Source organism: Candidatus Thalassolituus haligoni (assembly GCF_041222825.1).
GTDB lineage: Bacteria > Pseudomonadota > Gammaproteobacteria > Pseudomonadales > Oceanobacteraceae > Oceanobacter > Oceanobacter antarcticus.
In genome coordinates this window covers 2,543,004-2,564,488 of sequence record NZ_CP139482.1, presented here as the reverse complement: position 1 = coordinate 2,564,488, position 21,485 = coordinate 2,543,004, and the positions used below count along the sequence as shown (strand labels likewise).

The 21,485-nt window shown below is 54.8% G+C and carries 20 protein-coding genes and 1 riboswitch; of the genes, 13 read left to right on the top strand and 7 right to left on the bottom strand.

Annotated elements, in window-relative coordinates:
- Positions 1-137 precede the first annotated feature (137 nt).
- Positions 138-572 carry an energy transducer TonB gene (locus tag SOJ49_RS11420; RefSeq protein WP_369854634.1) on the top strand — a complete coding sequence of 145 codons (435 nt, stop codon included), beginning with the start codon at positions 138-140 and terminating at the stop codon, positions 570-572.
- 4 nt (positions 573-576) lie between these two features.
- The gene (locus SOJ49_RS11415) at positions 577-1,998 is read left to right on the top strand and encodes a hypothetical protein (protein ID WP_369854633.1); all 1,422 of its coding nucleotides are present in this window, start codon (positions 577-579) and stop codon (positions 1,996-1,998) included.
- Here the strand turns inward: SOJ49_RS11415 and SOJ49_RS11410 are convergent.
- Both SOJ49_RS11410 and SOJ49_RS11405 read right to left on the bottom strand, forming a co-directional pair.
- Positions 1,995-2,468, bottom strand: a complete 474-nt coding sequence (locus tag SOJ49_RS11410) for a MaoC/PaaZ C-terminal domain-containing protein (RefSeq protein ID WP_369854632.1) — start codon at positions 2,466-2,468, stop codon at positions 1,995-1,997. The genes SOJ49_RS11415 and SOJ49_RS11410 overlap by 4 nt on opposite strands.
- A 100-nt stretch (positions 2,469-2,568) precedes the next feature.
- A complete protein-coding gene (locus SOJ49_RS11405; protein WP_369854631.1) occupies positions 2,569-3,576 on the bottom strand; it encodes an alpha/beta fold hydrolase in 1,008 nt (335 codons plus the stop codon).
- Positions 3,577-3,878: 302 nt separating this feature from the next.
- On the opposite strand from SOJ49_RS11405, the gene SOJ49_RS11400 reads away from it, so the two are divergent.
- Entirely contained in the window at positions 3,879-5,579 is a 1,701-nt protein-coding gene (locus tag SOJ49_RS11400) for an AMP-binding protein (protein ID WP_369854630.1), read from the top strand.
- Between the two features lie 109 nt (positions 5,580-5,688).
- Here SOJ49_RS11400 and SOJ49_RS11395 read toward each other — a convergent pair whose 3' ends face one another.
- Positions 5,689-6,501 (bottom strand): type IV pili methyl-accepting chemotaxis transducer N-terminal domain-containing protein, encoded by an 813-nt coding sequence (locus SOJ49_RS11395; protein ID WP_369854629.1) that lies wholly within the window; start codon positions 6,499-6,501, stop codon positions 5,689-5,691.
- Between the two features lie 742 nt (positions 6,502-7,243).
- A riboswitch (cobalamin riboswitch) is annotated at positions 7,244-7,387 on the top strand.
- 170 nt (positions 7,388-7,557) lie between these two features.
- Here SOJ49_RS11395 and SOJ49_RS11390 point away from each other — a divergent pair.
- The 10 genes from SOJ49_RS11390 (at position 7,558) to SOJ49_RS11345 (ending at position 16,086) form a co-directional block, all read left to right on the top strand.
- Entirely contained in the window at positions 7,558-8,382 is an 825-nt protein-coding gene (locus SOJ49_RS11390; protein ID WP_369854628.1) for an ABC transporter ATP-binding protein, read from the top strand.
- Entirely contained in the window at positions 8,379-9,401 is a 1,023-nt protein-coding gene (locus SOJ49_RS11385; RefSeq protein WP_369854627.1) for a FecCD family ABC transporter permease, read from the top strand. Before SOJ49_RS11390 ends, SOJ49_RS11385 begins: the two co-directional genes overlap by 4 nt.
- A 14-nt stretch (positions 9,402-9,415) precedes the next feature.
- Complete coding sequence (gene cobT, locus SOJ49_RS11380; RefSeq protein WP_369854626.1) at positions 9,416-10,486, top strand: nicotinate-nucleotide--dimethylbenzimidazole phosphoribosyltransferase; 1,071 nt, start codon at positions 9,416-9,418, stop codon at positions 10,484-10,486.
- Positions 10,486-11,280, top strand: a complete 795-nt coding sequence (gene cobS, locus SOJ49_RS11375; protein WP_369854625.1) for an adenosylcobinamide-GDP ribazoletransferase — start codon at positions 10,486-10,488, stop codon at positions 11,278-11,280. The genes cobT and cobS overlap by 1 nt, the downstream gene beginning before the upstream one ends.
- Positions 11,277-11,801 (top strand): bifunctional adenosylcobinamide kinase/adenosylcobinamide-phosphate guanylyltransferase, encoded by a 525-nt coding sequence (cobU, locus tag SOJ49_RS11370; RefSeq protein ID WP_369854624.1) that lies wholly within the window; start codon positions 11,277-11,279, stop codon positions 11,799-11,801. Before cobS ends, cobU begins: the two co-directional genes overlap by 4 nt.
- A 3-nt stretch (positions 11,802-11,804) precedes the next feature.
- Complete coding sequence (locus tag SOJ49_RS11365; RefSeq protein ID WP_369854623.1) at positions 11,805-12,476, top strand: histidine phosphatase family protein; 672 nt, start codon at positions 11,805-11,807, stop codon at positions 12,474-12,476.
- Complete coding sequence (locus SOJ49_RS11360) at positions 12,442-14,034, top strand: cobyric acid synthase (protein WP_369854622.1); 1,593 nt, start codon at positions 12,442-12,444, stop codon at positions 14,032-14,034. The genes SOJ49_RS11365 and SOJ49_RS11360 overlap by 35 nt, the downstream gene beginning before the upstream one ends.
- Entirely contained in the window at positions 14,018-14,623 is a 606-nt protein-coding gene (gene cobO / locus SOJ49_RS11355) for a cob(I)yrinic acid a,c-diamide adenosyltransferase (protein ID WP_369854621.1), read from the top strand. Before SOJ49_RS11360 ends, cobO begins: the two co-directional genes overlap by 17 nt.
- The gene (locus SOJ49_RS11350) at positions 14,620-15,546 is read left to right on the top strand and encodes a cobalamin-binding protein (protein WP_369854620.1); all 927 of its coding nucleotides are present in this window, start codon (positions 14,620-14,622) and stop codon (positions 15,544-15,546) included. Before cobO ends, SOJ49_RS11350 begins: the two co-directional genes overlap by 4 nt.
- A 105-nt stretch (positions 15,547-15,651) precedes the next feature.
- Entirely contained in the window at positions 15,652-16,086 is a 435-nt protein-coding gene (locus tag SOJ49_RS11345) for a ketosteroid isomerase-related protein (protein ID WP_369854619.1), read from the top strand.
- On the opposite strand, the gene SOJ49_RS11340 is transcribed toward SOJ49_RS11345, so the two are convergent.
- From SOJ49_RS11340 to SOJ49_RS11325, 4 genes are all read right to left on the bottom strand, one after another.
- Entirely contained in the window at positions 16,083-17,309 is a 1,227-nt protein-coding gene (locus SOJ49_RS11340; protein ID WP_369854618.1) for a PepSY-associated TM helix domain-containing protein, read from the bottom strand. The genes SOJ49_RS11345 and SOJ49_RS11340 overlap by 4 nt on opposite strands.
- Before the next feature lie 6 nt (positions 17,310-17,315).
- A complete protein-coding gene (locus SOJ49_RS11335; protein WP_369854617.1) occupies positions 17,316-19,688 on the bottom strand; it encodes a TonB-dependent siderophore receptor in 2,373 nt (790 codons plus the stop codon).
- Between the two features lie 77 nt (positions 19,689-19,765).
- The gene (locus SOJ49_RS11330) at positions 19,766-20,767 is read right to left on the bottom strand and encodes a FecR domain-containing protein (protein WP_369854616.1); all 1,002 of its coding nucleotides are present in this window, start codon (positions 20,765-20,767) and stop codon (positions 19,766-19,768) included.
- Position 20,768: 1 nt separating this feature from the next.
- Positions 20,769-21,272, bottom strand: a complete 504-nt coding sequence (locus SOJ49_RS11325; RefSeq protein WP_369854615.1) for a sigma-70 family RNA polymerase sigma factor — start codon at positions 21,270-21,272, stop codon at positions 20,769-20,771.
- Between the last annotated feature and the right edge of the window lie 213 nt (positions 21,273-21,485).

Genomic DNA, 21,485 nt, shown 5'->3' with positions numbered 1-21,485 from the left:
ATCCATGCTTATTTTGACAACGGCTGCCGACAATACCGGTAGGGTGGAGGCGATGGATTTGTTAGCATCCGCTGCAGGGTATCGGGTTAATGTTCAGATGGTTGGACGCAGCTCAACGGGAGTAGCAAGTGCAGGTGATGGTTAACTATTCAGAGCGTATAGCATCGATTCTGGCTCTGATCTTCGTACTGGCAGGCATTGCGCCCTTGACCGGTTGTATGACAACAACGGTCACCAGCCGATCCGGGTTTGAAGTGCCGACGGAGGCACCGAAAACACGAGGTGTCACCCGCCTGATCTTTGCGGGTGACATTCAGCCTGTGGTTCGTATATCGCCTCATTATCCTGACAAGGAGTTCAAGCGGGAGCGGGAAGGAACGGTGGTGATTGAGTTCACGATTCTGGCGACAGGACAGATTGGCCAGTTACGACTGATTGAGTCCAGCGGCGAGGATTTTGCGCAAGCGGCGGGAATGGCCATGCGTGGTGTGCTGTTTCAGCCGGGATATGCTGGTCAAACGCTGAGGGTCGAGGCCCAGTTTCTGATCCTTCGTGCTGGCGCTTCGGGCTAGCGTTATGGGGATGCTTTTTTGCCGCGATGTTGAAACCAAAGGGTACTGCCAGGCACGGTCTGCTCTCGTTGGCTTGTTATTGTCGTTCTGTTTATTGCCGTCTTATGCGGCTGAGCCGGTCAGACCGCTGGGTGCTGATCAATTGCGGGTGTTGACGGATGAGTTGCTGGTGTTGCTGTATCAAAGGCAAACCGGGCTTTTGGAGCAGCCGGCTGCCCGTTTGTTGGCGCAAGATCCACGACTAACACCTGCTCAACAGCGTTTGGCACGATACGCGCGAGTCCGTTTTTTGCTGGCGCAAGGACAACCTGAGAGTCTCAGTGAAGCCATGGATTTGTCGGCCCGGATCGATATCGTGCGCAGTGATCGCTCTGCGGGTGTCACGCTGCCTGAGGTCGGTTTACTGGCCCGACTGGAGGTTATTCTGGCGGCCAGAAGGTTGGGGGTAAAGTCGGAATTGCTGGTGTTTTTACTGCAAACACTACAGCAGGAGGTGGCTGATTCGAGAGTGCTGCTGGATCCAGAGTCGGCACGTCTGATGGCGTCAGTGCAACTGATGGTATGGATGACACAGTGGCAGACGGGCGCAGGTGTCGATATGCCACAACTGTCGAGATGGATAGCGCTGGATTCGCCCTGGTATGCCACCGCCCTGGTGCTGCAAGGGGTCAAGGTCTTGTTACCCGTCACTAACGGACCGACGCTCTGGTTGCATTCGGTGCCTGTGGCAGCTGCCGGGGGAGCCGTATACCCCGGCAGGCTTGATCTGTTCCGGTTGGAGCAGGCGATGCTGCAATTGCAGGTACTGGATGCCATGGGAGCAGTCTCAATACGATCCTTGTTTTTACAGAATCTGTATCAGGGTTTGCAACAACATATCGGTGCAATACGCCAGTGGCAGCATCCCGAGCGATTGGATCAGCTGTTGGCACATTGGCTGAGGCCGGTAATGATGCCCGATGCCGCAGAACCGGATGACCGCTTCAGGGCGTTTGTGGGGTGTCCTCTTGCTGGAGCGTTGACGGATGACATGGACGTTGCAGCGCGTTGCCAGCCGCTGTCTCTCAGTTATTTGCATCCGGCCATTCGCTCGCGTTTGTTACGTGTTGCCTGGGTTGACCGTCAGGAATCACTGGCGTTACTGGCGCGCCTCAACAGCTTGCAGGCCGATTTGCTGCTGCTGGAGCAGTCGAGTATGCCCGATGCACGTTTGTTAACGGCGGACGTGTCCGAGTCAGCAGAAGCACCAGCGTCGGAAGATTTACTGCGCGGCAGGCAGGCGGCTTATGATACCCAGGCGAATTATTATTATCAGTTGGCGCAGCGCCATGTATACCTGAGTTTGCTGGTGTATCTGGCGCAAGAGCGTCAACGGCTGACCAGCTACTTGAGTATTGTGCACGAGCAGCTGGTCGAGCTGGATTAGCCCAGGCTGATTTCTGTCAGCTCGGGCATGTCTATGGTCAGTTTTTCAGCGGGAGCAATCACGATGGCTTCACCAGTGACGACAGCTTTGCCATTCTGGTTGGTGATTGTGGTATCGAGAATCACTTCCTGCTTGCGATCACGCTTTTCTGTGACCGTCAGGGTAACGGTGACGGTGTCACCAATCATGATCGGCCGTTTGAACTGGACGTTTTGTCCCATATAAATTGTGCCTGGTCCAGGCAATTCCATCGCCAGTGCTGCAGAAATCAATGCGCCAGAGTACATGCCATGGGCAATCTGACCCTTGAATTGGGTGGTGGCAGCGTAAGCCGGGTCAAGGTGCAAAGGGTTGTGATCACCGGATACCATGGCAAACAGCTTCAGGTCGCGTTCGTTAATGGTGTGTGTGCGTTGACAGCTATCGCCGATATTCAGTTCGTCATAGGTGCGATTGGTAATGGTTTCCATAGAATCAATCCGATGTCAGAGTGAGGATTATATAGCCAGGCTGGCCGTGGGATGGCGCGAGTGTAGCGCGAATTTGAACCGTTCATGTGTCATTCATAAGTCATGTGTGTCGTTGTTGACCAGAATCACCTTTCAAGGCAGATCTTGTCCTTGTGGCGTGGGTGAGCGTTGTGTTTAACCATTTCAGCAGGTCAGACCGTACTTGATCTGCATTGGTTTCGTTAAACATCTCATGACGCCCGCCAGGGTACAGCAGCGTTGTGACCTGGTCGTGACCGGTACGGCGCAAGGCGTTATCGAGCGCCCGCACCCCGCGACCGTATTGGCCGACGGGATCCTGGTCTCCGGATAACAATAAAATGGGCAGGTTGTGGGAGATGGTGGTAAAGGCATCTTCTTTGGCGATGTTTCCCAGGGCCGCAAAAAAGTTCTGCCAGAATTCGGCGCTGCAATCAAATCCGCACAGAGGGTCTGCTCGGTATTGCTGGCGTATGGTTGCATCACGGGTAAGCCAGTCCCAGGTACCGGAGGCTTGTTTGATACGCTGGTTGTACCCGGCAAATGCCAACCTGCTGAGCAGGGCAGAGGGCGCTTGACTCGTTCCACAGCGCGCCACCATACGGGCGACGAGTTGGCCTAACTGGCATAACCAGCGTGGTTGGTAGCCGCTGCCGGAAAGTATCACACCTGCCAACTCCTCAGGGGGTTGCATGATTTCGGTCAAGGCAACAAAGGATCCCATTGAATGGCCGAGTACAATGATCGGTATGCCGGTTTCAAGATGCCGCTGGGCTGCTTGACGAGCGCTTCTTGCGTCATTTGTCAGCTGCTGCCAGCCGTTTTCTGGGTGGGTGCTTTGGTAGGGAATATGGCCGATTGGCTGGCGTTCCCCGTGACCTTGGTGATTGTGTACCAGTACGGCGTAGCCAGCTGCTGATAAGTTATCGATCAGTGGCTGATAGCGGCGCCAGTGTTCAGCCATACCGTGGTATATCTGAATCAGTGCCACAGGTTCTGCAGTTGGCATAAACAGTGAAGCATTAAATACCTGGCCACCATCACTGGCTATACTCAGGGAGTGGATGGATGGGCCACTGGCATGATTCATGGGACGTTCCTTTTCTGTCTGCATTGGGCAGTGGCTGTGTAGAGGAAATACAGGTTGGTGTGCTGAGTGTCTGTTTTTTGCTGGCTTTTCGCTATCTTGCTGTCTGCTGAATAATGAAATTTGTCAGAGTGATGGCGTTTCAGGAAACAGTTTTTTGCCTGAATTTCAAAAGATGGTTACACTTCCTGGCTCTGGCTCAACAGTCACTCGTGACCCGCTACGGAAAAGGGGTCACTGCAGCGGACTGTATGAGCAGACGCGACGTATAAGAATAACCAATGTTGGGGTGTAAAGGGGGCGGTATGAACGAGCAGTTCTTCCAGGAACGCTATCCGGAAAATTATCCAGGCACTATTGATGCCGACAAGTACCATTCAGTCATCGAGCTATTCGATCGCTTTGTGAAAAAATTTGCTACGCGTCCCGCCTTTGTTTGTCTTGGGCATACGCTGAGCTACAACGATCTGGATGTGCTGAGTGCCCGATTTGCCAGCTATCTGCAACATGATCTGGGTTTGCAGCCTGGCGATCGGATTGCCATCCAGTTACCCAATATTTTGCAGTATCCGATCGTGGTGTTTGGAGCCATGCGTGCCGGGCTGATCGTGGTTAATACCAATCCCCTCTACACCGAGCGGGAAATGGAACACCAGTTTAATGACTCGGGTGCCAAAGCGCTGGTGGTGCTGGCCAATATGGCCGAAAAAGCGGAGAAAGTGCTCGGCCGTACCGGTATCAAGCACGTGGTGGTGACGGAAGTGGCAGATCTGCATCCGGGACTGAAACGGTTGCTGATCAACGGCGTGGTGAAATACGTCAAAAAACAGGTACCTGATTATCATATTCCCACTGCGGTATCGCTACGACAAGCGTTGGCCAAGGGCTCCAGGCGTCCCTTTCGGCCATGCCCTGCCTCTGGTAACGATGTTGCCGTACTGCAGTACACCGGTGGCACTACCGGGATTGCCAAGGGAGCGATGCTGACCCACCGTAATCTGATCGCCAATATGTTGCAGTGTCACGGCCTGTTTGTCATGGCGCTGGATGAAGGCGTGGAAACCGTGGTAGCACCTTTGCCGCTGTATCATATTTATGCCTTTACAGTGCATTGTATGGTGCTGCTGGAAACCGGGAATTGTTCCTTGTTGATTCCCAATCCGAGGGACATTCCCGGATTTATCAAAACCTTGCAGCAAAACCCTTTTTCGGCGTTTGTTGGCCTGAATACCTTGTTTGTTGCCCTGTGTCACCAGGACAGTTTCCGGGCGCTGGATTTTTCCGGTCTCAAATTGACGATTTCCGGTGGTATGGCATTGACATCGGCGGCGGCTGAACTCTGGAAAGAGGTCACGGGTGGCGATATTGCAGAGGGGTATGGCATGACGGAGACCTCTCCGGTGGTATCGTTTAATCCGCCCGGACATATTCAGCTGGGCAGTATTGGTATGCCGGTATCGAGCACACTCTGTATTACCGTGGATGATGAGGGCAACGAATTGCCGTTGGGCGAACCGGGGGAGTTGTGCGTCAAGGGGCCGCAGGTGATGAAAGGCTACTGGAAGCGTGAAGCAGCTACCGATGAATCATTCCTGCCGGGTGCGGATGGCTTGCCTGCTCGTGAATGGCTGCGAACCGGGGATATCGCAGTTATTCAGGACGATGGCTACATGCGTATCGTCGACCGCAAGAAAGACATGATTATCGTCTCCGGTTTTAACGTTTATCCAAACGAGGTTGAGGATGTGATTGCGGCTCATCCTGAAGTGATGGAAGTCGCCGCCATTGGCATTCCCGATCTGAAAAGCTCTGAAGCAGTGAAGGTGTTTATTGTGGCGAAGTCCGAGCTTACGGATGCCGATATTCGACACTGGTGCAAAGAGCGGCTGACCAATTACAAGGTCCCGAAGCATGTCGAGTTTCGCACCGAGTTACCGAAAACCAATGTTGGCAAAATTCTCCGGCGCGAACTGAGAGCGGAAGAGCTTGCCAAGGACAGTGAATAATAATCTGAATCTGGGGGTTGTTAAACCGTAGTACCAAATACGCAGGACTGAGTTTGGCCTCTGTCCTGCGCCGCTTACGGCTCCGGCAGAGATCCTTGTTAACGGATTATCAGGATTGATCTGGAGGTAATTCTCCGACGAGCACGGCCTCGTACTGGCTGGTGATCTTATCCAGCTTGGCCAGCAGGGTTTCAGTCATCTCGTGGATATGCGGGACTTCCTTGCGTTTATTGGCACTTTCCTGAAACAGGCGAAAGGTGGCTTTTGAGGTCATCCAAAATGACGCGGCCGATTCCAGTGATACCGCCAGTTGTGGCGTGGTAAAGCGCGAATGCATCAGCTCTCGAAGCGTGTGGTCGAACAAGGCAATGGAGGCATCCAGATCGGAATGTATCCATTGGTTGTCATAGCCCCAGTAAATGGCGATACAATTTCTGGCAATGCGTTGCGACAGCATGCGTTGTCTGCCTGCAAGGTAGACCATTTTGGCGCCATGATGGCCTTGCTGGTCTGCTTTGCTACGAGCTACATCATCACACAACGCCAGTAGGCGGTCATTTTCCTGGATCAGCGTACCAATAAGATTGTGATCCGGCCGTGCCAGAATATGTTTACGGTGAGTTTCCCACACAGACTGCGTATTGATCAGCAGTTCCTGAATAACGTCACTGGATTCATCTTCCATCAGTCGTGCCAGGCGTTGTTCAAACAGCATGACGCTGACGTCGCGCTGGCTGCTGGCGGAGCGAGGGCTGATTCCGGCACCAATCATCAGATGATCTTTCATCATTCGCTGGCTGAGCATTATCAGACTGCCTGTCATTGTTGCGACAGTATTGTCCCTGCCAGCGGTGTAAGCGTTCTTTTTCGGTCGCTTGATCCAGAAAAACCAGATTAATGCGAGAAAGAAGATCAGAAGCATGTGAATTCCTCCGTGAATTCCCTCCAGCGTGACGATTAACCTTCACCGTCAAACGCGCTGGTGCTTATAAGCTTGGAGAGAACGACAGTCGGGTTATTTGATTGCTCTACAATGCAGCAAAAAAATAGCGTGTACTAAGGTCAAAATCAACTAATGTCCTTATCAATAGATATTTCTCGCAGTAACTGTCTTGATGGTCTGCCTTTCACCTCAACATGGCGGTATATGTCTGATTGTTTGACGCAGGATCTGCACTTGCCGCTATGGTTGCTCGTATCCAGGAGTCTGTCGGGCTTGGGAATGTCCTATTGTGGAAATACTGAATGTGGCTCTTTTTTGCGCAAATTCTTGTTGAATAGAACCACTATTCGCCTCAAATTTACGCAAAAATCGCTCAGCCCCGTCTTTCCTGCGAGGCTCCTAGTCTCTCAATCTGAATGTGTTTAGGGGCAGTCCAAACCGCTACGGACTTACCCGGAGACGTCCAGCTACCCGGTTTGTCGACCAGCCCATAAATAGAGTTACTGATAATAAGCATAGCGCTGTTTGCTGTTGGTTTACTCGTTTGCTGGTTGCTTTCTAGACAGATTGGGCGCTGGGTCTGATTTTTTAAATATCCTTGGAGGTCAGTGAATTTTCTGCTGTGAAAGGCATCGGCTATGCAAGGAGTGTCCTGTAGCGCAAGGAGTGTCCTGTAGCGATTAGCCATCGTATGGATTTTGCTTTGCTGATATAGTCCGCCGCTATCAAACAGGTGTCAGGCTGCCGTGGCGGCCTGATTTAATTGGGAATCCGGTGCAACTCCGGGACTGTACCCGCAACTGTAATTCTCTGGCCGTAACGGGCAGGGGAAAGTCAGATACCAGCCTGGGAATTGTTTGGCCGACATTCGGCGTGGGCGCGCTGTGATGTCTGGTCAATAAATGATTCTGTCTCTTGAATTTTGTTCGTGCGGGAATACACGAGCCATCTCCTTTCCCTGTTGATGCAGTTTGTCGACAGTCGACGGTGTTGGATGGCAATCCTGGGCATGAACTCTTGTTATCTGGTGCTTCCATGGTTGGCTGTTCCGGTCTGGTGGTTGACGAGCTGAGGCTCACGATTGATCAGCAACCGATTCTGAAATGTCTCTCTTTTTCACTGCCTGCCGGTTCCGTGCTGGGTGTGCTTGGCCCGAACGGTGCTGGCAAGACCAGTTTGCTGCTGGCGTTGTCGGGTCAGTTAACTGGACAGATAACGGCGACTACGCTGGCCTGGCAAGATCGGCCATTGTCCGATTACAGCCTGAATCAGCGTGCCCGGCGTATCGCGGTTGTGAACCAGCTGAACGATGCGGTCTTTGCCCTCAGTCTGCGGCAAATGGTACGCATGGGGTTGTTGCCGCACCAATCCTTGTTGGGACGGCAGTCAGCAGCCGATGACGAGCGGATCGATCAGGCGCTGGAGCGTGTTGGTCTGGCAGAAAAGTCAACCCGTGTATTTTCGACCCTGTCTGGCGGCGAGCAACAACGCGGCCTGATTGCCCGTGCCCTGGTGCAGCGGGCGGAACTGATTGTACTGGATGAACCTGTTAACCATCTCGATGTGTATTTCCAGCACGACGTGCTGGCCTTGCTGGGCCAGCTGGCACGTGATACCGGGCTGACGGTGGTCATGAGTTTGCATGACCTCAATTTGTCCGCGCACTACTGTGATCAGCTGTTGCTGTTGGAAAATGGCGAGCAGGTGGCTTTCGGGACGCCGGACAGTGTGTTGGTGCCGGAGCGTCTAGAGCGTGTTTTTCGCTTGCCTTGTGCGGTTCGTCGCCACGACGACCGGGCGTTACGGGTGGATTTTTCACCCTTGCCCTTAACCGTTCAAACGCGGGATAAACGGCGATGAGGCAGCGTTGGTGGTGGTTGCTGGCCGTAGCGGTGTTATCACCGCTGGCTGCGCTGTTTTTTGGCTCTGCCAATTTGTCACTGGATACGGTTTGGCATTGCCTCGTCGGTTTGCCTGTTGATCCACTGGATCAGTTGATTTTTACCGACTTGCGTTTGCCAAGAGTTGCTGCGGGGGTTTTGGTCGGCGCCGGGCTGGCTATTGCCGGAGCATCTTTGCAGAACGTCACACGTAATGGCCTGGCGGATCCTTACTTGTTTGGGGTGGTCGCGGGCGCCGGATTGGGTGCCAGTGTGGTCACGGTGCTGATGGGCTCGGCACTGGCCCAGCATCCGCTGCTGGCGGGGTTGCTGGGTTGGTTACCGACGGCAACCGCTTTGCCGATTGCTGCGTTTGGCGGTGCACTGTTTGCGGTGATGCTGGTACAGATACTGGCAGTCACTTCGTTTGCCCGCAGCTCCGAGCAGTTGTTATTGGGAGGCGTTGCCATTTCACTGATGCTGGGTTCGCTGACGCATTTTATTCTGTTTGTGGGCGAGCCGTTTGCGGCCAATAAAGTATTGTTCTGGCTGATGGGCAGTCTTGCCAGAGTGGAAAGCAGTCATCTGTTGCTGCTCTTTCCCGTAGTGCTGATTTGTAGTGCTGTTTTATTGCTGTTGGGACGACATTTCGACGCCATGCTGCTCGGCGATGACAATGCCCGGACGCTGGGGGTTGATGCGGTTCGACTGCGGGCCTTGGCTCTGGTGATGTGCGCCGCTCTGACGGCAGCGGTGGTGGCCTACTGCGGTGGTATCGGTTTTGTTGGTCTGATGATTCCCCATATTGTGCGGCGTTGGCTGGGGGTGACGACCCGAACACTGATTCTGGGGTGTTTGTTACTCGGCAGTACCTTTCTGGTATGGGTTGATGTGATTGCCCGATCGGCGGTTGCCAGTCAGGAAATTCCCATCGGTATTATCACCTCGGCGATTGGCAGTGTGTTTTTTCTGATTGTTATGCGTCAGCGTTTGGACTGAGCGGAGCCCGGTTTATGCAAGCTGTTCATTTTGATATTCAAGCCGTCGGGAATACCTGGCTGACACACATACAACAGCGGATTGATGAAAAAACCAAACCGTTGGGGTCGTTGGGAGAACTGGAAGGGTTGGCGGCCAGGCTGGCACAGATCCAGACCCAGACCCTTGATGGCGTTGCTGCTGGCCGTATTAACATTGTCCGGCCGACCATGCTGGTGTTTGCAGCTGACCATGGCATTGCTGGTCATCCGATCAGTATTGCTCCGCAAACGGTGACCGAACAGATGGTTCGTAATTTTCTTGCCGGTGGCGCGGCGATCAATTGTTTTTGCCAGGCCAATGAGATGGCGCTGATGGTGATTGATGCGGGCATGATCAGCCCGGTCTGTTCGGATCATCCGTTGTTGTTGACGCGCAGGGTCAGTGCTGGAACCGATGATTTCTCCCAGCATGCGGCGATGACAGCGGCGCAGTGTCAGCAAGCGCTGCGATATGGCGCTGACGTTGCCCGAGACCAGATCAGCGCCGGATCAAATGTACTGGGCTTTGGCGAAATGGGCATCGGTAATACCAGTTCCGCCTCGGCTGTGCTGGCGTTACTGGAAAATATAGCGGTAGACCGTGTGGTTGGGCGCGGAACCGGAATCAACGATGACCAGCTGCAGCTCAAACGTGAACTGATTCATCAGGCCGTTCAGCGGATTCGATCCATGCACCCGGAGGTGACTGCTGACATTGCCATGCAGGAAGCTGGCGGGTTTGAAATTGTCCAGATGGTGGGGGCGATGCTGGCGGCGGCAGAGCAGCGGGCGACGATTCTGGTTGATGGTTTTATTGTGTCGGTGGCGGCACTGCTGGCTTGTCGTATGGCACCCAACTGCCGGGACTATCTGGTGTTTTGCCATCAATCGGCTGAGTCGGCACATGGCTTGACGTTACAGGCGCTGAATGCACGTCCTTTACTGAGTCTCGGTTTGCGCCTGGGAGAAGGCACCGGTGCCGCATTGGCGCTGCCATTACTGCGGGCTGCGGCTGCGTTTTATAACGATATGGCGACCTTCGCCAGCGCCGGGGTGGAGGTGTAATGGCTGCGATGACCTTGCTGCTGCGACAACACGGGCAGCGCTTGCAGTTGGCGCTGGGTTTTTTGACCCGTTTGCCGATGAGCCGTCAGTTGCCATACAGCACGGACAATATGCACAAGGCGCTGGGCTATTTTCCCTTGGTGGGTTGGCTGCTGGCCGGGTTGCTGACGGTTGTGTTCCTGCTGGCTGAGGCCGGTCTGGGGACGCTGCCTGCGGTTTGTGTACTGCTGATCACCAGTTTGCTGTTGACCGGGGCGTTGCATGAAGACGGTCTGGCCGACTGTTTTGATGGTTTTTACGGCGGACTGGAGCAGCAGCACAAGCTCACCATTCTCAAGGACAGTCGGCTTGGCACCTACGGCAGCAGCGCCTTGATACTGGCCTTGCTGTTCAAGTTTGTCCTGCTGGTGAGTCTCGCAGGTCAGGGAGAATTGCTGCTGGCGCTGGTTATTGGTTATCCCTTCTCCCGTGCGCTGGCAATTACTCATGCACAAGATCTGCCTTATGTCTCGGCACCCGGCAGCAGTAAAAGTGATCCGCTGGCACAGCCGATGAATGCGGTCTTGTTGGCGCAGGTGCTGATAACCGGGACAATAGGCCTGTTGTGGTTGCCGTTCTGGTCGGCCCTGACGGTGATCGCTGCTGTTGTGGTAATGCGCCAGCTGCTCAAACAATGGATGCAAAAGCACCTGCACGGCTTCACCGGTGATTGTCTCGGTGCCGCCCAGCAGCTGCAGGAACTGTTGATCTATACGGTATTACTCGCCCTGGCCCAACATGGATACCTGACATGATTCATTTAATCCTCGGTGGTGCCCGCTCTGGCAAATCCCGTTACGGGTTAGCGGTGGCCAGTGCTCTGGCGATACAGCAAGGCGTGGATCAATATTTTGTGGCGACGGCGACGCCCTTCGATGACGAAATGACCAGCAGAATAGAACGACATCAGCAGGAAAGGGGGGAAGACTGGCAGCTAGCTGAAGTCCCTCTGGCACTGGCAGAGTATTTGAATCAGCAATCAGGTACTGGCGTTATTCTGGTGGATTGCCTGACGTTGTGGCTCAACAACCAGTTTTATCACTTACCTGAACAGGATTTTCCGGCGCTGTTCGCTCAAATGACCCAGGCGCTACAGCAATGCCGTATGGATGTTGTGCTGATCGCTAATGAAATCGGATTTGGGGTGGTGCCTGCGGGCGGAGTCAGCCGGGCGTTTGTCGATCAGGCCGGGTGGTTGAATCAGGCCTTGGCAGCCATTGCCGACCGGGTAACCCTGGTGGTTGCCGGGCTACCACTGACCGTGAAAGAGGTATAAAGCATGACTACAGGGGATACGATCATTGATCTCGTTCGTCATGGAGCGGTAGCGGGTGAGCCAGCGCTGTATGGCAGCACCGATGTTGCCCTTAGTAACGCTGGCTGGCAGCAGCTGGAACGTGCGTTTGCTGCTATTTCGGCCCCGGTCAGTGTCGTCAGCTCGCCGCTGCAGCGCTGCCAGGCCTTCGCCACGCACTGGTCGCAACAGCAAGGGCTGACGCTGGCGATTATTGCTGAATTACGCGAATACGATTTTGGCGACTGGGATGGCATTCCGTTTGACGTGTTGTTCGGTACGCCAGAGGACAACCCCGACGGCTGGAGCGAACTGGAAGCCTTTAGCCAGTTTCCGGCAGGCAATCCACCACCTGGGGGAGAGCGAATTGAACAGGTCTATGAACGGGTGGTTCGTGGCTGGAACCAGGTGCTCAAGCAGGGCGCTGGCGGCCATACCGTGGTGGTTTGTCATAGCGCCGTTATTCGTTTGATTCTCGGTTATTTACTCCCGGTCGACTGGCGTGATGGCAGTTGGTATTCCTCGCTGTCGATCCATTACGGCAGCCGTACCCGCATCCGTATTCCGGCCCACCCGGAGGCCGCTGCGGTGGTGGAATGTATTGGCTGGTTACCGGCTGACAATGATCAGCCAGAAAGGCAACACGGTGGTGAATAACTGGCAATCTCCCAGCACCCTGATGGTACAGGGCACTACCTCGGATGCCGGTAAAAGTTTGCTGGTGGCGGGATTGTGCCGGTGCTTTCGTGATCTTGGTATCGCGGTGGTGCCGTTCAAGCCGCAAAATATGGCGTTAAACAGCGCGGTGACTCTGGATGGTGGCGAAATTGGTCGCGCTCAGGCGCTACAGGCCAGAGCTGCTGGTCTGCAGCCGCATGTGGATATGAATCCGGTGCTGCTCAAACCCAACTCGGATACCGGTGCCCAGGTTATTATTCATGGCCAGGCCGTCACCGATATGGAAGCAGCGGCTTACCATGATTACAAAACCACCGCGATGACTGCCGTGCTGGCTTCCCACCAACGCTTGCAACAGCAATATGAGCTGATTGTGGTTGAAGGTGCGGGCAGCCCGGCGGAAATCAATTTGCGCGACCGCGATATTGCCAATATGGGGTTTGCCGAGGCGGTGGATTGCCCGGTGATTATTGTGGCGGATATCGATCGGGGTGGCGTATTCGCCCAGCTGGTGGGGACACTCGAACTTTTGTCGGCCTCCGAGCAACAGCGGGTGGTGGGCTTTGTGATCAATAAATTTCGCGGTGATCTTGGCTTGTTGCAGTCTGGTCTTGACTGGTTGCAGCAGCGTACCGGCAAACCGGTGTTGGGTGTGTTGCCCTATTTAACCAATCTGGCTGCGGCAGCAGAGGATGCCATCGAGATTGAGCAGCAACTCGACACCAGGGATGTCCGGCTTCGGGTCAAGGTGCCGGTGCTGTCCCGTATCAGTAACCACACCGACTTCGACATGCTGCGCCAACACCCCCAAGTGGATTTCAGCTATGTTGGCCCAGGTCAGCCACTGACCGATGCCGACTTGATTATCCTGCCGGGCAGCAAGAATGTACGTGCCGAACTGGATATGTTGTGTAACAGCCGCTGGGCCAGCGATATTGCCCGCCACCTGCGTTACGGTGGCAAGGTGATGGGGATTTGCGCTGGCTATCAACTGCTGGGGCAGGGTATTCATGACCCGGACGGCGTCGAAGGCGTTGCGGGTAGCCGTGTTGGTCTGGGGTATTTACCCATCGAAACCCGGCTGTATCGGGATAAATCTCTGACCAATGACAGCGGTGAATTGGCTTTGCCTGGTCGTGGGCAGAATACTGGCGGCGTGCCGGTGACCGGTTATCAGATCCACGCCGGGCGGAGCCGTTACCTCCATGAACAGGGAATCCAGCCTTTTGCCTACCTGCAGGATAGTCAACCGGACGGCTGTTATAGTGACGACAATCAGGTGGTCGGCACCTACTTGCACGGCGTGTTTGATACCCCGCAAGCCTTGCAGCAAATACTGCAGTGGGCCGGTGCCACCACCGACCGGATAGACAGCTATCAGCAACAGCAAGAACAGGCGCTGGATCGCATCGCCAGTGCCTGTGCCGAACATCTCGATATAGCGACATTACTGGCCTTTACCTCGGCCACTGTCACCGCCCCTGAAACCATTCCTGAAACCGATCGCCGTGGAGAGTCGCGTGAATCCAGTACCTGATAAAAATGCAGCACACAAAGCCAAAATGCAGCAACAACAAGCCGCTGTTGCTGAACGGGTCAAGGCCGCCCAGGAAAAGCGCGGCACCCTGATCGTGATTACCGGCAATGGCAAAGGCAAGTCCACCTCGGGTTTTGGCACGGTTGTCCGGGCGCTCGGATACGACCTGAAAACTGCCGTAGTGCAATACGTCAAGGGCACCTGGCCTTGTGGCGAACGGGATTTGTTACAAAAGCTGGGGGTGCCGTTTCATGTGATGGGCACCGGATTTACCTGGGATACCCAAGATCGGGACAAGGACATCGCTGCCGCTCAGGAAGCCTGGGCGGCCAGTAAGGTGTTTCTGGCCGACCCGGAGATTCACGTACTGTTGCTGGACGAACTGACCTATATGCTCAGCTACGAATACCTCGATATTGAGGAGGTGCTGACGGCGCTGGCCAATCGCCCGGTCGAACAAACCGTGGTGATTACCGGGCGTGATGCTCACCCGCGCTTGATCGAGCTGGCCGATACCGTCAGTGAGGTGCAACCGGTCAAACACGCGTTTGATGCTGGTATCAAGGCACGTAAAGGCGTGGACTGGTGAGTCGACCGTATCGGGCGGGTTGGCTGCTGTTGCTGGTTCTGTCTGCTGCTCATGGCGCGGAGCCAGAACAGCAGACAGAACCAGCATCCGAACTATCATCAGCAAAACAGGCACCAGCAACAGGGCAGAAAACGTCAAACCCGGCAGACGCCCGAGCATCGCTGCGTATTATCGCCTTGGCACCGCATATTGTGGAATTACTCTATACCATTGGAGCGGGAGCACAAATCATCGGCACTACCGAATACGCCGATTATCCAGCCGCTGCCAATGACATTCCCCGCGTCGGCTCCTACGCCGGTTTGCAGATTGAAAAAATCCTGCAAATGAAACCCGACCTCATTATTGCCTGGCGTAGCGGTAATCCGGTAGCGGATCTGGAGCGGCTGCAGCAATATCATCTGAACGTGGTGTATTCCGACGTCACCCGGCTTGACGATGTCGCCAGTGAATTACGCAACTTTGGACGTCTGACCGGCCACGAAGCCAGTGCCGAACAGCATGCTTTGGCTTATGAGCAGGAGTTGCAGCGACTGCGCGCCACCTTTGCCAAGCGGACGCCGGTGCGGGTGTTTTACGAACTCTGGTCGCGGCCGCTGACCACCGTGGCGGCTAATGCCTGGCCACAACAACAGTTGACACTTTGTGGGGCTGACAATCCATTTGCCCAACTGAATCAGGATTACCCTGGGGTCGGACTGGAGCAGGTGATTGTTTCGATGCCCGAAGTGATTATCCAGCCAAGCCACCAAGGAAATAACAGCATTGATGCCGATGCGGTTAACTGGCAGCGCTGGCGTACCATTCCGGCGGTCAAAAATGGTTATATCATTCACCCGGATGCTGACAAGTTGCATCGCATGACTCCCAGAGCGCTGGATGAAATCGGCCTGCTGTGTGAACAGATCGACCATGCCCGATAAACTGGCTGATATAAAAACACTTTTTAGTCACCTCTAGCCTGATCACGACGGCGGTCTGGCGTAGTACTCTGCGTTGAATCGGTTACTTATGAGAATGACTGCCAAATGACCCGTTCCCACACAGAAGCATTGATTTTTAACTACTATCAGGCATTTAACCAAGGCGATATGAACGCCTTCCTGGCGTTACTCTCTGACGATGTCATTCACGATATCAATCAGGGAGAGCGAGAAACCGGCCGTGAGGCCTTTGCCCGCTTTATGGCGCGTATGAATCACCATTACCGCGAAACCCTGAAGGATATCGTGATTCTCAGTAGCCCGGATGGAGAACGAGCCGCTGCCGAGTTTGTCGTACATGGCGAATATCTGGCAACGGATGACGGCTTGCCCGCGGCCAAGGGTCAGCGTTATGTCTTGCCTGCCGGGGCGTTTTTTGAGATCCGGAATGGCAAAATTGCCCGCGTCAGCAACTACTACAACCTGGACGACTGGATTCGTCAGGTAACAGCGGCCGCCCTTGCGGACGGAGTGGTTTAAGGCCTGTCTGGTTGAGCACGTCGGGGGCTTGTCAGCCGGGTACGCTTGAGCCAGATCAGGATGCCCGTCAGGGATAAGATAGCGACTATTACTCCTAACAAAGACAGTAATATTCTGCCAGTGAGACCCAAAATACGACCGGAATGCAGTGGGTATTGGGCCTGTACAAAAATATCCGCTGCAGTGCCCTTGCCGGTTTCAATTCGAGCGAGGATATCACCGTTGTCACTGTCGATTTGTAACCAGTTTGGCCCCAGTCCACCATCTCCATGAGCGCCTTCCAGCGTATAAAAACCGACGCCATAGACTTTGTGCAGAGCACCATAATATAGGCCGCCAGGTGGCTTCTCCCAGCCCAGACGCCGGGCTTCGTCGGTGGCGATGGCGAGTATTTGCTCCCGTGTCAGTTGCGGGCTGGCGGGTTCGTTCATGGGGCGAGCAGAGCGGGTGTCGAATGCATCGGGGGTCAGGCTGGATATTTGCCCCAATAGTGGCCTGACCAGCTGATATTCCAGATTCATGGAAATGGAACTGAACGCCACAATCAACAGCAATGGCCAGATCCAGACACCGCCGGAACGATGCAGGTCAAACGTGAGTTTGTGGCCCGGCTGACGCCAGCGGAAACGGAAGGACTTGCGCCATACCCGCCGCGACGGGAAGCTGATTCCCAATGCGATCAGGCAGTCGAGTGCCCAGAATACCGCGACCACTCCCATAAACAAAATGCCCAGTTCGAGACCCAAGCCGTCGGGCAAATGCAGGCTGTAGTGCAGCTTGTATAAAAACGGCAACAGGTTTTCTCGGCTCAGCGAGATATCGCCCCAGTGACGCCAGGATTGTGCCGTGCCAGTGTAAGGGTTCATGGCAATCTGGTTATGCGACAGACGCTGTTGCTGACCGCTGACAGGATCCGCTGCTCCTTCGACATAAAGCAGGGTGTTGTGACCCGGCTCCTGATGCAAATCGAGCCAGGTGACTTGGGCGGCAGGCTGCTGCTGTTCGTAGCGGTTGGCCAACTCAAGGGCGGTAAACAGCCGTTGACCTGGCTCCGAGTTGTCCGGGATGGCGGTTTCAAATAATTGGGGATTGAGCCATTCATCCAGCTCATGATCCCAGGAGATGATCGCGCCGGTTGCGCCGGCGACGAACAGAAACAGGGCCGTTGCCAGTCCGATGACCCGGTGACAACGAACCATAAACGGTCGCAGTACATTGACCATGCAGGATTACCAGCGATATTTGATGGAAGCGACTGCCTTGCGGCCTCGAGCTCGATAGCAGTAGCCGTCATGACACAAAGTGTATGTGTTGTCGGCCAGGTTGCTGATGTTGAGCGCAGCGGTGGCACCACTTAACCATTGATCCAGCTTCCAGGATGCGCGGGCATCAACAACCGAGTAGGCGTCATTTTTCCAGCTGTTGGCGGCATCGGCATAACTCATACCCACCCAGCGCGCTCCCAGTCCTGCCTCAAACTGGCCAAACTGATAATTACCCCAGGCATTGGCCATGTTGTTGGGGGTGCCAGTGGGTTGATTGCCTTGGTAGCCGTCATTACTGCGGCTGACTTCCGGGTCGAGATAGGTATAGGAAGCGGTCAGGTCGAGGTTGCGGAGGTTGAGTTTACCTTCCAGTTCCAGGCCCTGGGTGCGTAATTCGCCGGTTTGCACATTGAAGTCAGAATTGTTGAGGTCCGTGGTCAGGACGTTGGTTTCGGTCAGATCAAAGAGACTGGCAACAGCAAACAGACGCTGGTTGGCCGATTGGTATTTGACCCCGGCCTCCAGTTGCCTGCCTTCGCCAGGTTCAAACGGGTTGCCATTGGCATCGCTGCCAATATTGGCGGTGAACGAGGTGGCGTAACTGATGTAGGGAGCCAGGCCGTTGTCCAATTCACGAATCAGACCGAGGCTGCCGCTGGTCGCCTGGTCATTCTGGCGCGTGTCATCTCCATAGAGAATGTCTTCTGTCTGGGTGTTGAGGTTATCTCGGCGGAGGCCAGCGGCCAGATGCCAGTGGTTTGCCCAGGTCATCTGATTCTGCAGGTAGATACCGGTCTGGCGGCTGCGCTGTTGCTCTTGATAAATGCTGCTGCGTTGCGGGAAGTCCTGATGGTAATCCGGTGCCGCAGAATCAATGGCTGGGGCCTCACCCATCAGATAGTCGACATCGGTATTGATGCGATAGTGGTCGATCCCCAGTGCCAGACGGTTACTGGTTGCTCCGGCGCTGTATTGCCATTCGAGGTGAGTGTCGAGTGCCAGCGTGTTCATGGTCTCTTCGATTTCGGCGGCGTCACGTTCAATCACTGTGCCGCTGGTTTCGCCGGAGGCATCGGCGTAGCGGTTGAGGGCATCGACGCTGCCGAGTGTCAGCGTCTGGTGCAGGCTGAGTACATCGTTGATGGTGTGGGTCAACTCGGTGGTCAGTGCACTCTGGGTTTGATGCAGTTTGTCGTAATCGATATCCCCGGCCCAGAAATCGGTCAGTTGGTCACCGTCCTGATACAACTGTGGTGAACCGGCGGTTTCATAGCGCTGGTGATGAGCCAGGATGGTCAGCTCTGTATCGTCTGAAATACGCCATAACAGGGACGGGGCGATATAGAGGCTGTCATCATTGATGCCAGTGACATCGGAGTCGGCATCACGGGCGAGTGCCACCAGCCGGTAGCTGAGTTGCTCGCTGAGATCGGCACTGATGTCCAGCTGTCCTTGGCGATGTTGTTCGCTACCGATTTGCAGCTCTGCAGTATTGTCGGTGTCATAACCTGGACGTTTGCTGACCCGGTTGATCAGTCCGCCGGGCGTCACTTGTCCATAGCTGACGGAGTCGGGGCCTTTGACCACCTCAAGACGTTCAAGGCCAAAGGGTTCGGTGCGGTAGTAAGCCAGCCAGCCGGTATTCAGCTGACGCAAACCGTCACGATAATCGGCTCCGGTGGTGACGGAGTAACCCCGGATAGAGACCTGATCAAAACGCAAGTCCTGCCCGAAAGCCGCTACCTGTACCCCGGAGGTGTAGCCGACCGCCTGTTCAACCGATGTCGCTGCCAGGTCTGCAATCAGATCTGCGGTGACGACGGAAACCGAGCGGGCGGTTTCCATCTGACGTGTCGCCATGCGGCCCAGTGAACCGGTGTTGTTGGCGATATAACCCTCAACTGGCGCAGTGGCGGATTCCCGAGCGAAGCTGTCCTGAACCTTGAGCTTGGGTAGGTTAAAAACCCCGTCGGGTGACTGCTGTGGTATCAGTACCAGCGCGCCATTGTTGTTGCGGGAAAGCATCAGATCAGTGCCTTGGATCAGCAGGTCGATCAGATCTGGTACAGAATATTGCCCGGACACGGCGGCGTGACGGATACCGTCCAGTTGTGCTGGATCAAATATCAGAATGGTACCCGTGCTGACTGAAATTTGTGTCAATGTTGTCGCCAGTGGCGCTGCTGGCAGGTCGAACTGTTGTTGCGCTGCCGGGTTGTTTGTTGCAGTGGTCTCTAATGACTGTGCTGCGGCTGATAAGCCGGTCGTCAGCACCAAGGCCAAGGAAAGGGCTTTGAGAGGGAATACCGGTCGGGAATGCGGGCGATGGGTCAACATGAAATACCTTATATCGAGGCTGCTTTCCTTGTATGCCGCATGAGTTGATAAAAAGTATCCGTTGTTTGACTGTTTTTTTATAAGCGTGGCTGAATGGTCAGCCAGACTCCAAACAGATTACTGACTTCCAGCGGGTGCGATTGCGCCAGTAAAGACAAGGTGTCGGGGATGTTGTTGATCGGGAATAAACCGGAGACGCGCTGATTGGCAAGGGTTGGGTGCAGGCGAATATGGCCGCTGAAATAGCGCTGCAATTCAGTCACTAGCTCGGCCAAGGGCAGGTTGTCGGCCGCGAATAACTGCTGGGTCCAGAGCGTGCTACTGATCGACGCAGCTTGCTGGTGCCGGATGCCCAGTTGGTTGAATTGCACCTGCTGCCCAGCCGTCACAATTTGCCACTCTTGTCCTTGATGGCCGCTGACGCGCACACGGCCTTCAAAGACTTGCAGTCGGGTTTGATGCTGTTGCTGTTGCACCGAAAAGCGCGTGCCCAAGGCTTGCAGTTGGGCATCGCGGGTACTGACATGAAAGGGCGCTTCGAGGTAAAGGCCATTTTTGCCAGTGTTGATGAGTATTTCACCTTGTTGCAGTTGGATCTGACGCCGGGTTGAAGACAGGCTGACGTCAACCTGGGTGTTGGTATTCAGTTGCAGGCGAGTGCCATCGGCCAGAGTGACATCCAGCTGTTCGCTGGTACGAGTGGTAAAATCGTATGAATTGAGTACACCGGATTGCCAGGCAAGCAAGCCGCCGGTTGTCATCATCATCACGAGGGTTGACATTGCCCGGCGACGCGACAGTGTGGGGTTTGCCTGCAAAATCTGCGCGGACTGCTCGGGCAAGTTACCCAACATGCTTTTCAGGTGTAATGCCCGTTGCCAGGCCCGTTGATGATCCTGGTGCTGGCCCAGCCAGCGTTGAAAGGCCTGTTTGGCCGGTTGATCCCAGTCATCGGAGCTGAGCAGCAACCATTCGGCTGCCTGTTCCAAAACGGCAGGGTTCAAGGCCGGATAGGCTGTTGATGTGGTCGGAGTGGATGCTGGCAGGTTGTGGCCATCACGATCGGGTTGGTGTGTCATGTCAGTCATCCATAACGCTCAGGCAGGCAACCAGGGCGCGTTTGATATGACGCTTAATGGTAATTTCGGCTACCCCCAGGCGAGTCGCAATGTCGCGGTATTTCATGCCTTCGAATTGTGCCAGTAAAAACGCTGCTTTGACGTCAGGCGTCAAGCTGTCGAGTGCTTGACTGACCAGGCAGAGCGTTTCCAGAATCAGCTCGCGTTGCTCCGGTGATGGTGCGTATACGGCAGGCTGTTCAGCCAGAGTGGCCAGCCAGGCTTGTTCAATATCCCGGCGCCGAAACCAGCTGATCAGTATGCCTTTGGCTATGGTGGTGAGGTAGGATCTGGGTTCGTTCAGTGACAGTGAACAGGGCTTGCGCAGCAGGCGCAAGAAAGTATCGTGAGCCAGGTCGGCGGACTGCTCATTGCAATTGAGACGGCGGTAAAACCATTGCCGCAGCCAGTCATTGTGATGCTTGTAGAGCTGCTGGATGTCGCTTGATGAGGTGGCAATGGGCACGAGGGTCAATCTCTGTTTTGAGCTTGTTATGTATTATATGCAAATGCAAATCTTTATCAATTGTATGGGGATGATGGTTGCTGCTTTTGGGCGTCATTACTTTGGCAACCTTTAATCAGCGGGTATTCGCTTCTGACAGACTCCTAGGCGGATATTGTGACTCTATGGGGTCACTTGCTGGTCATTGCCACTCGTGCCATCTGCCCAGTGGCG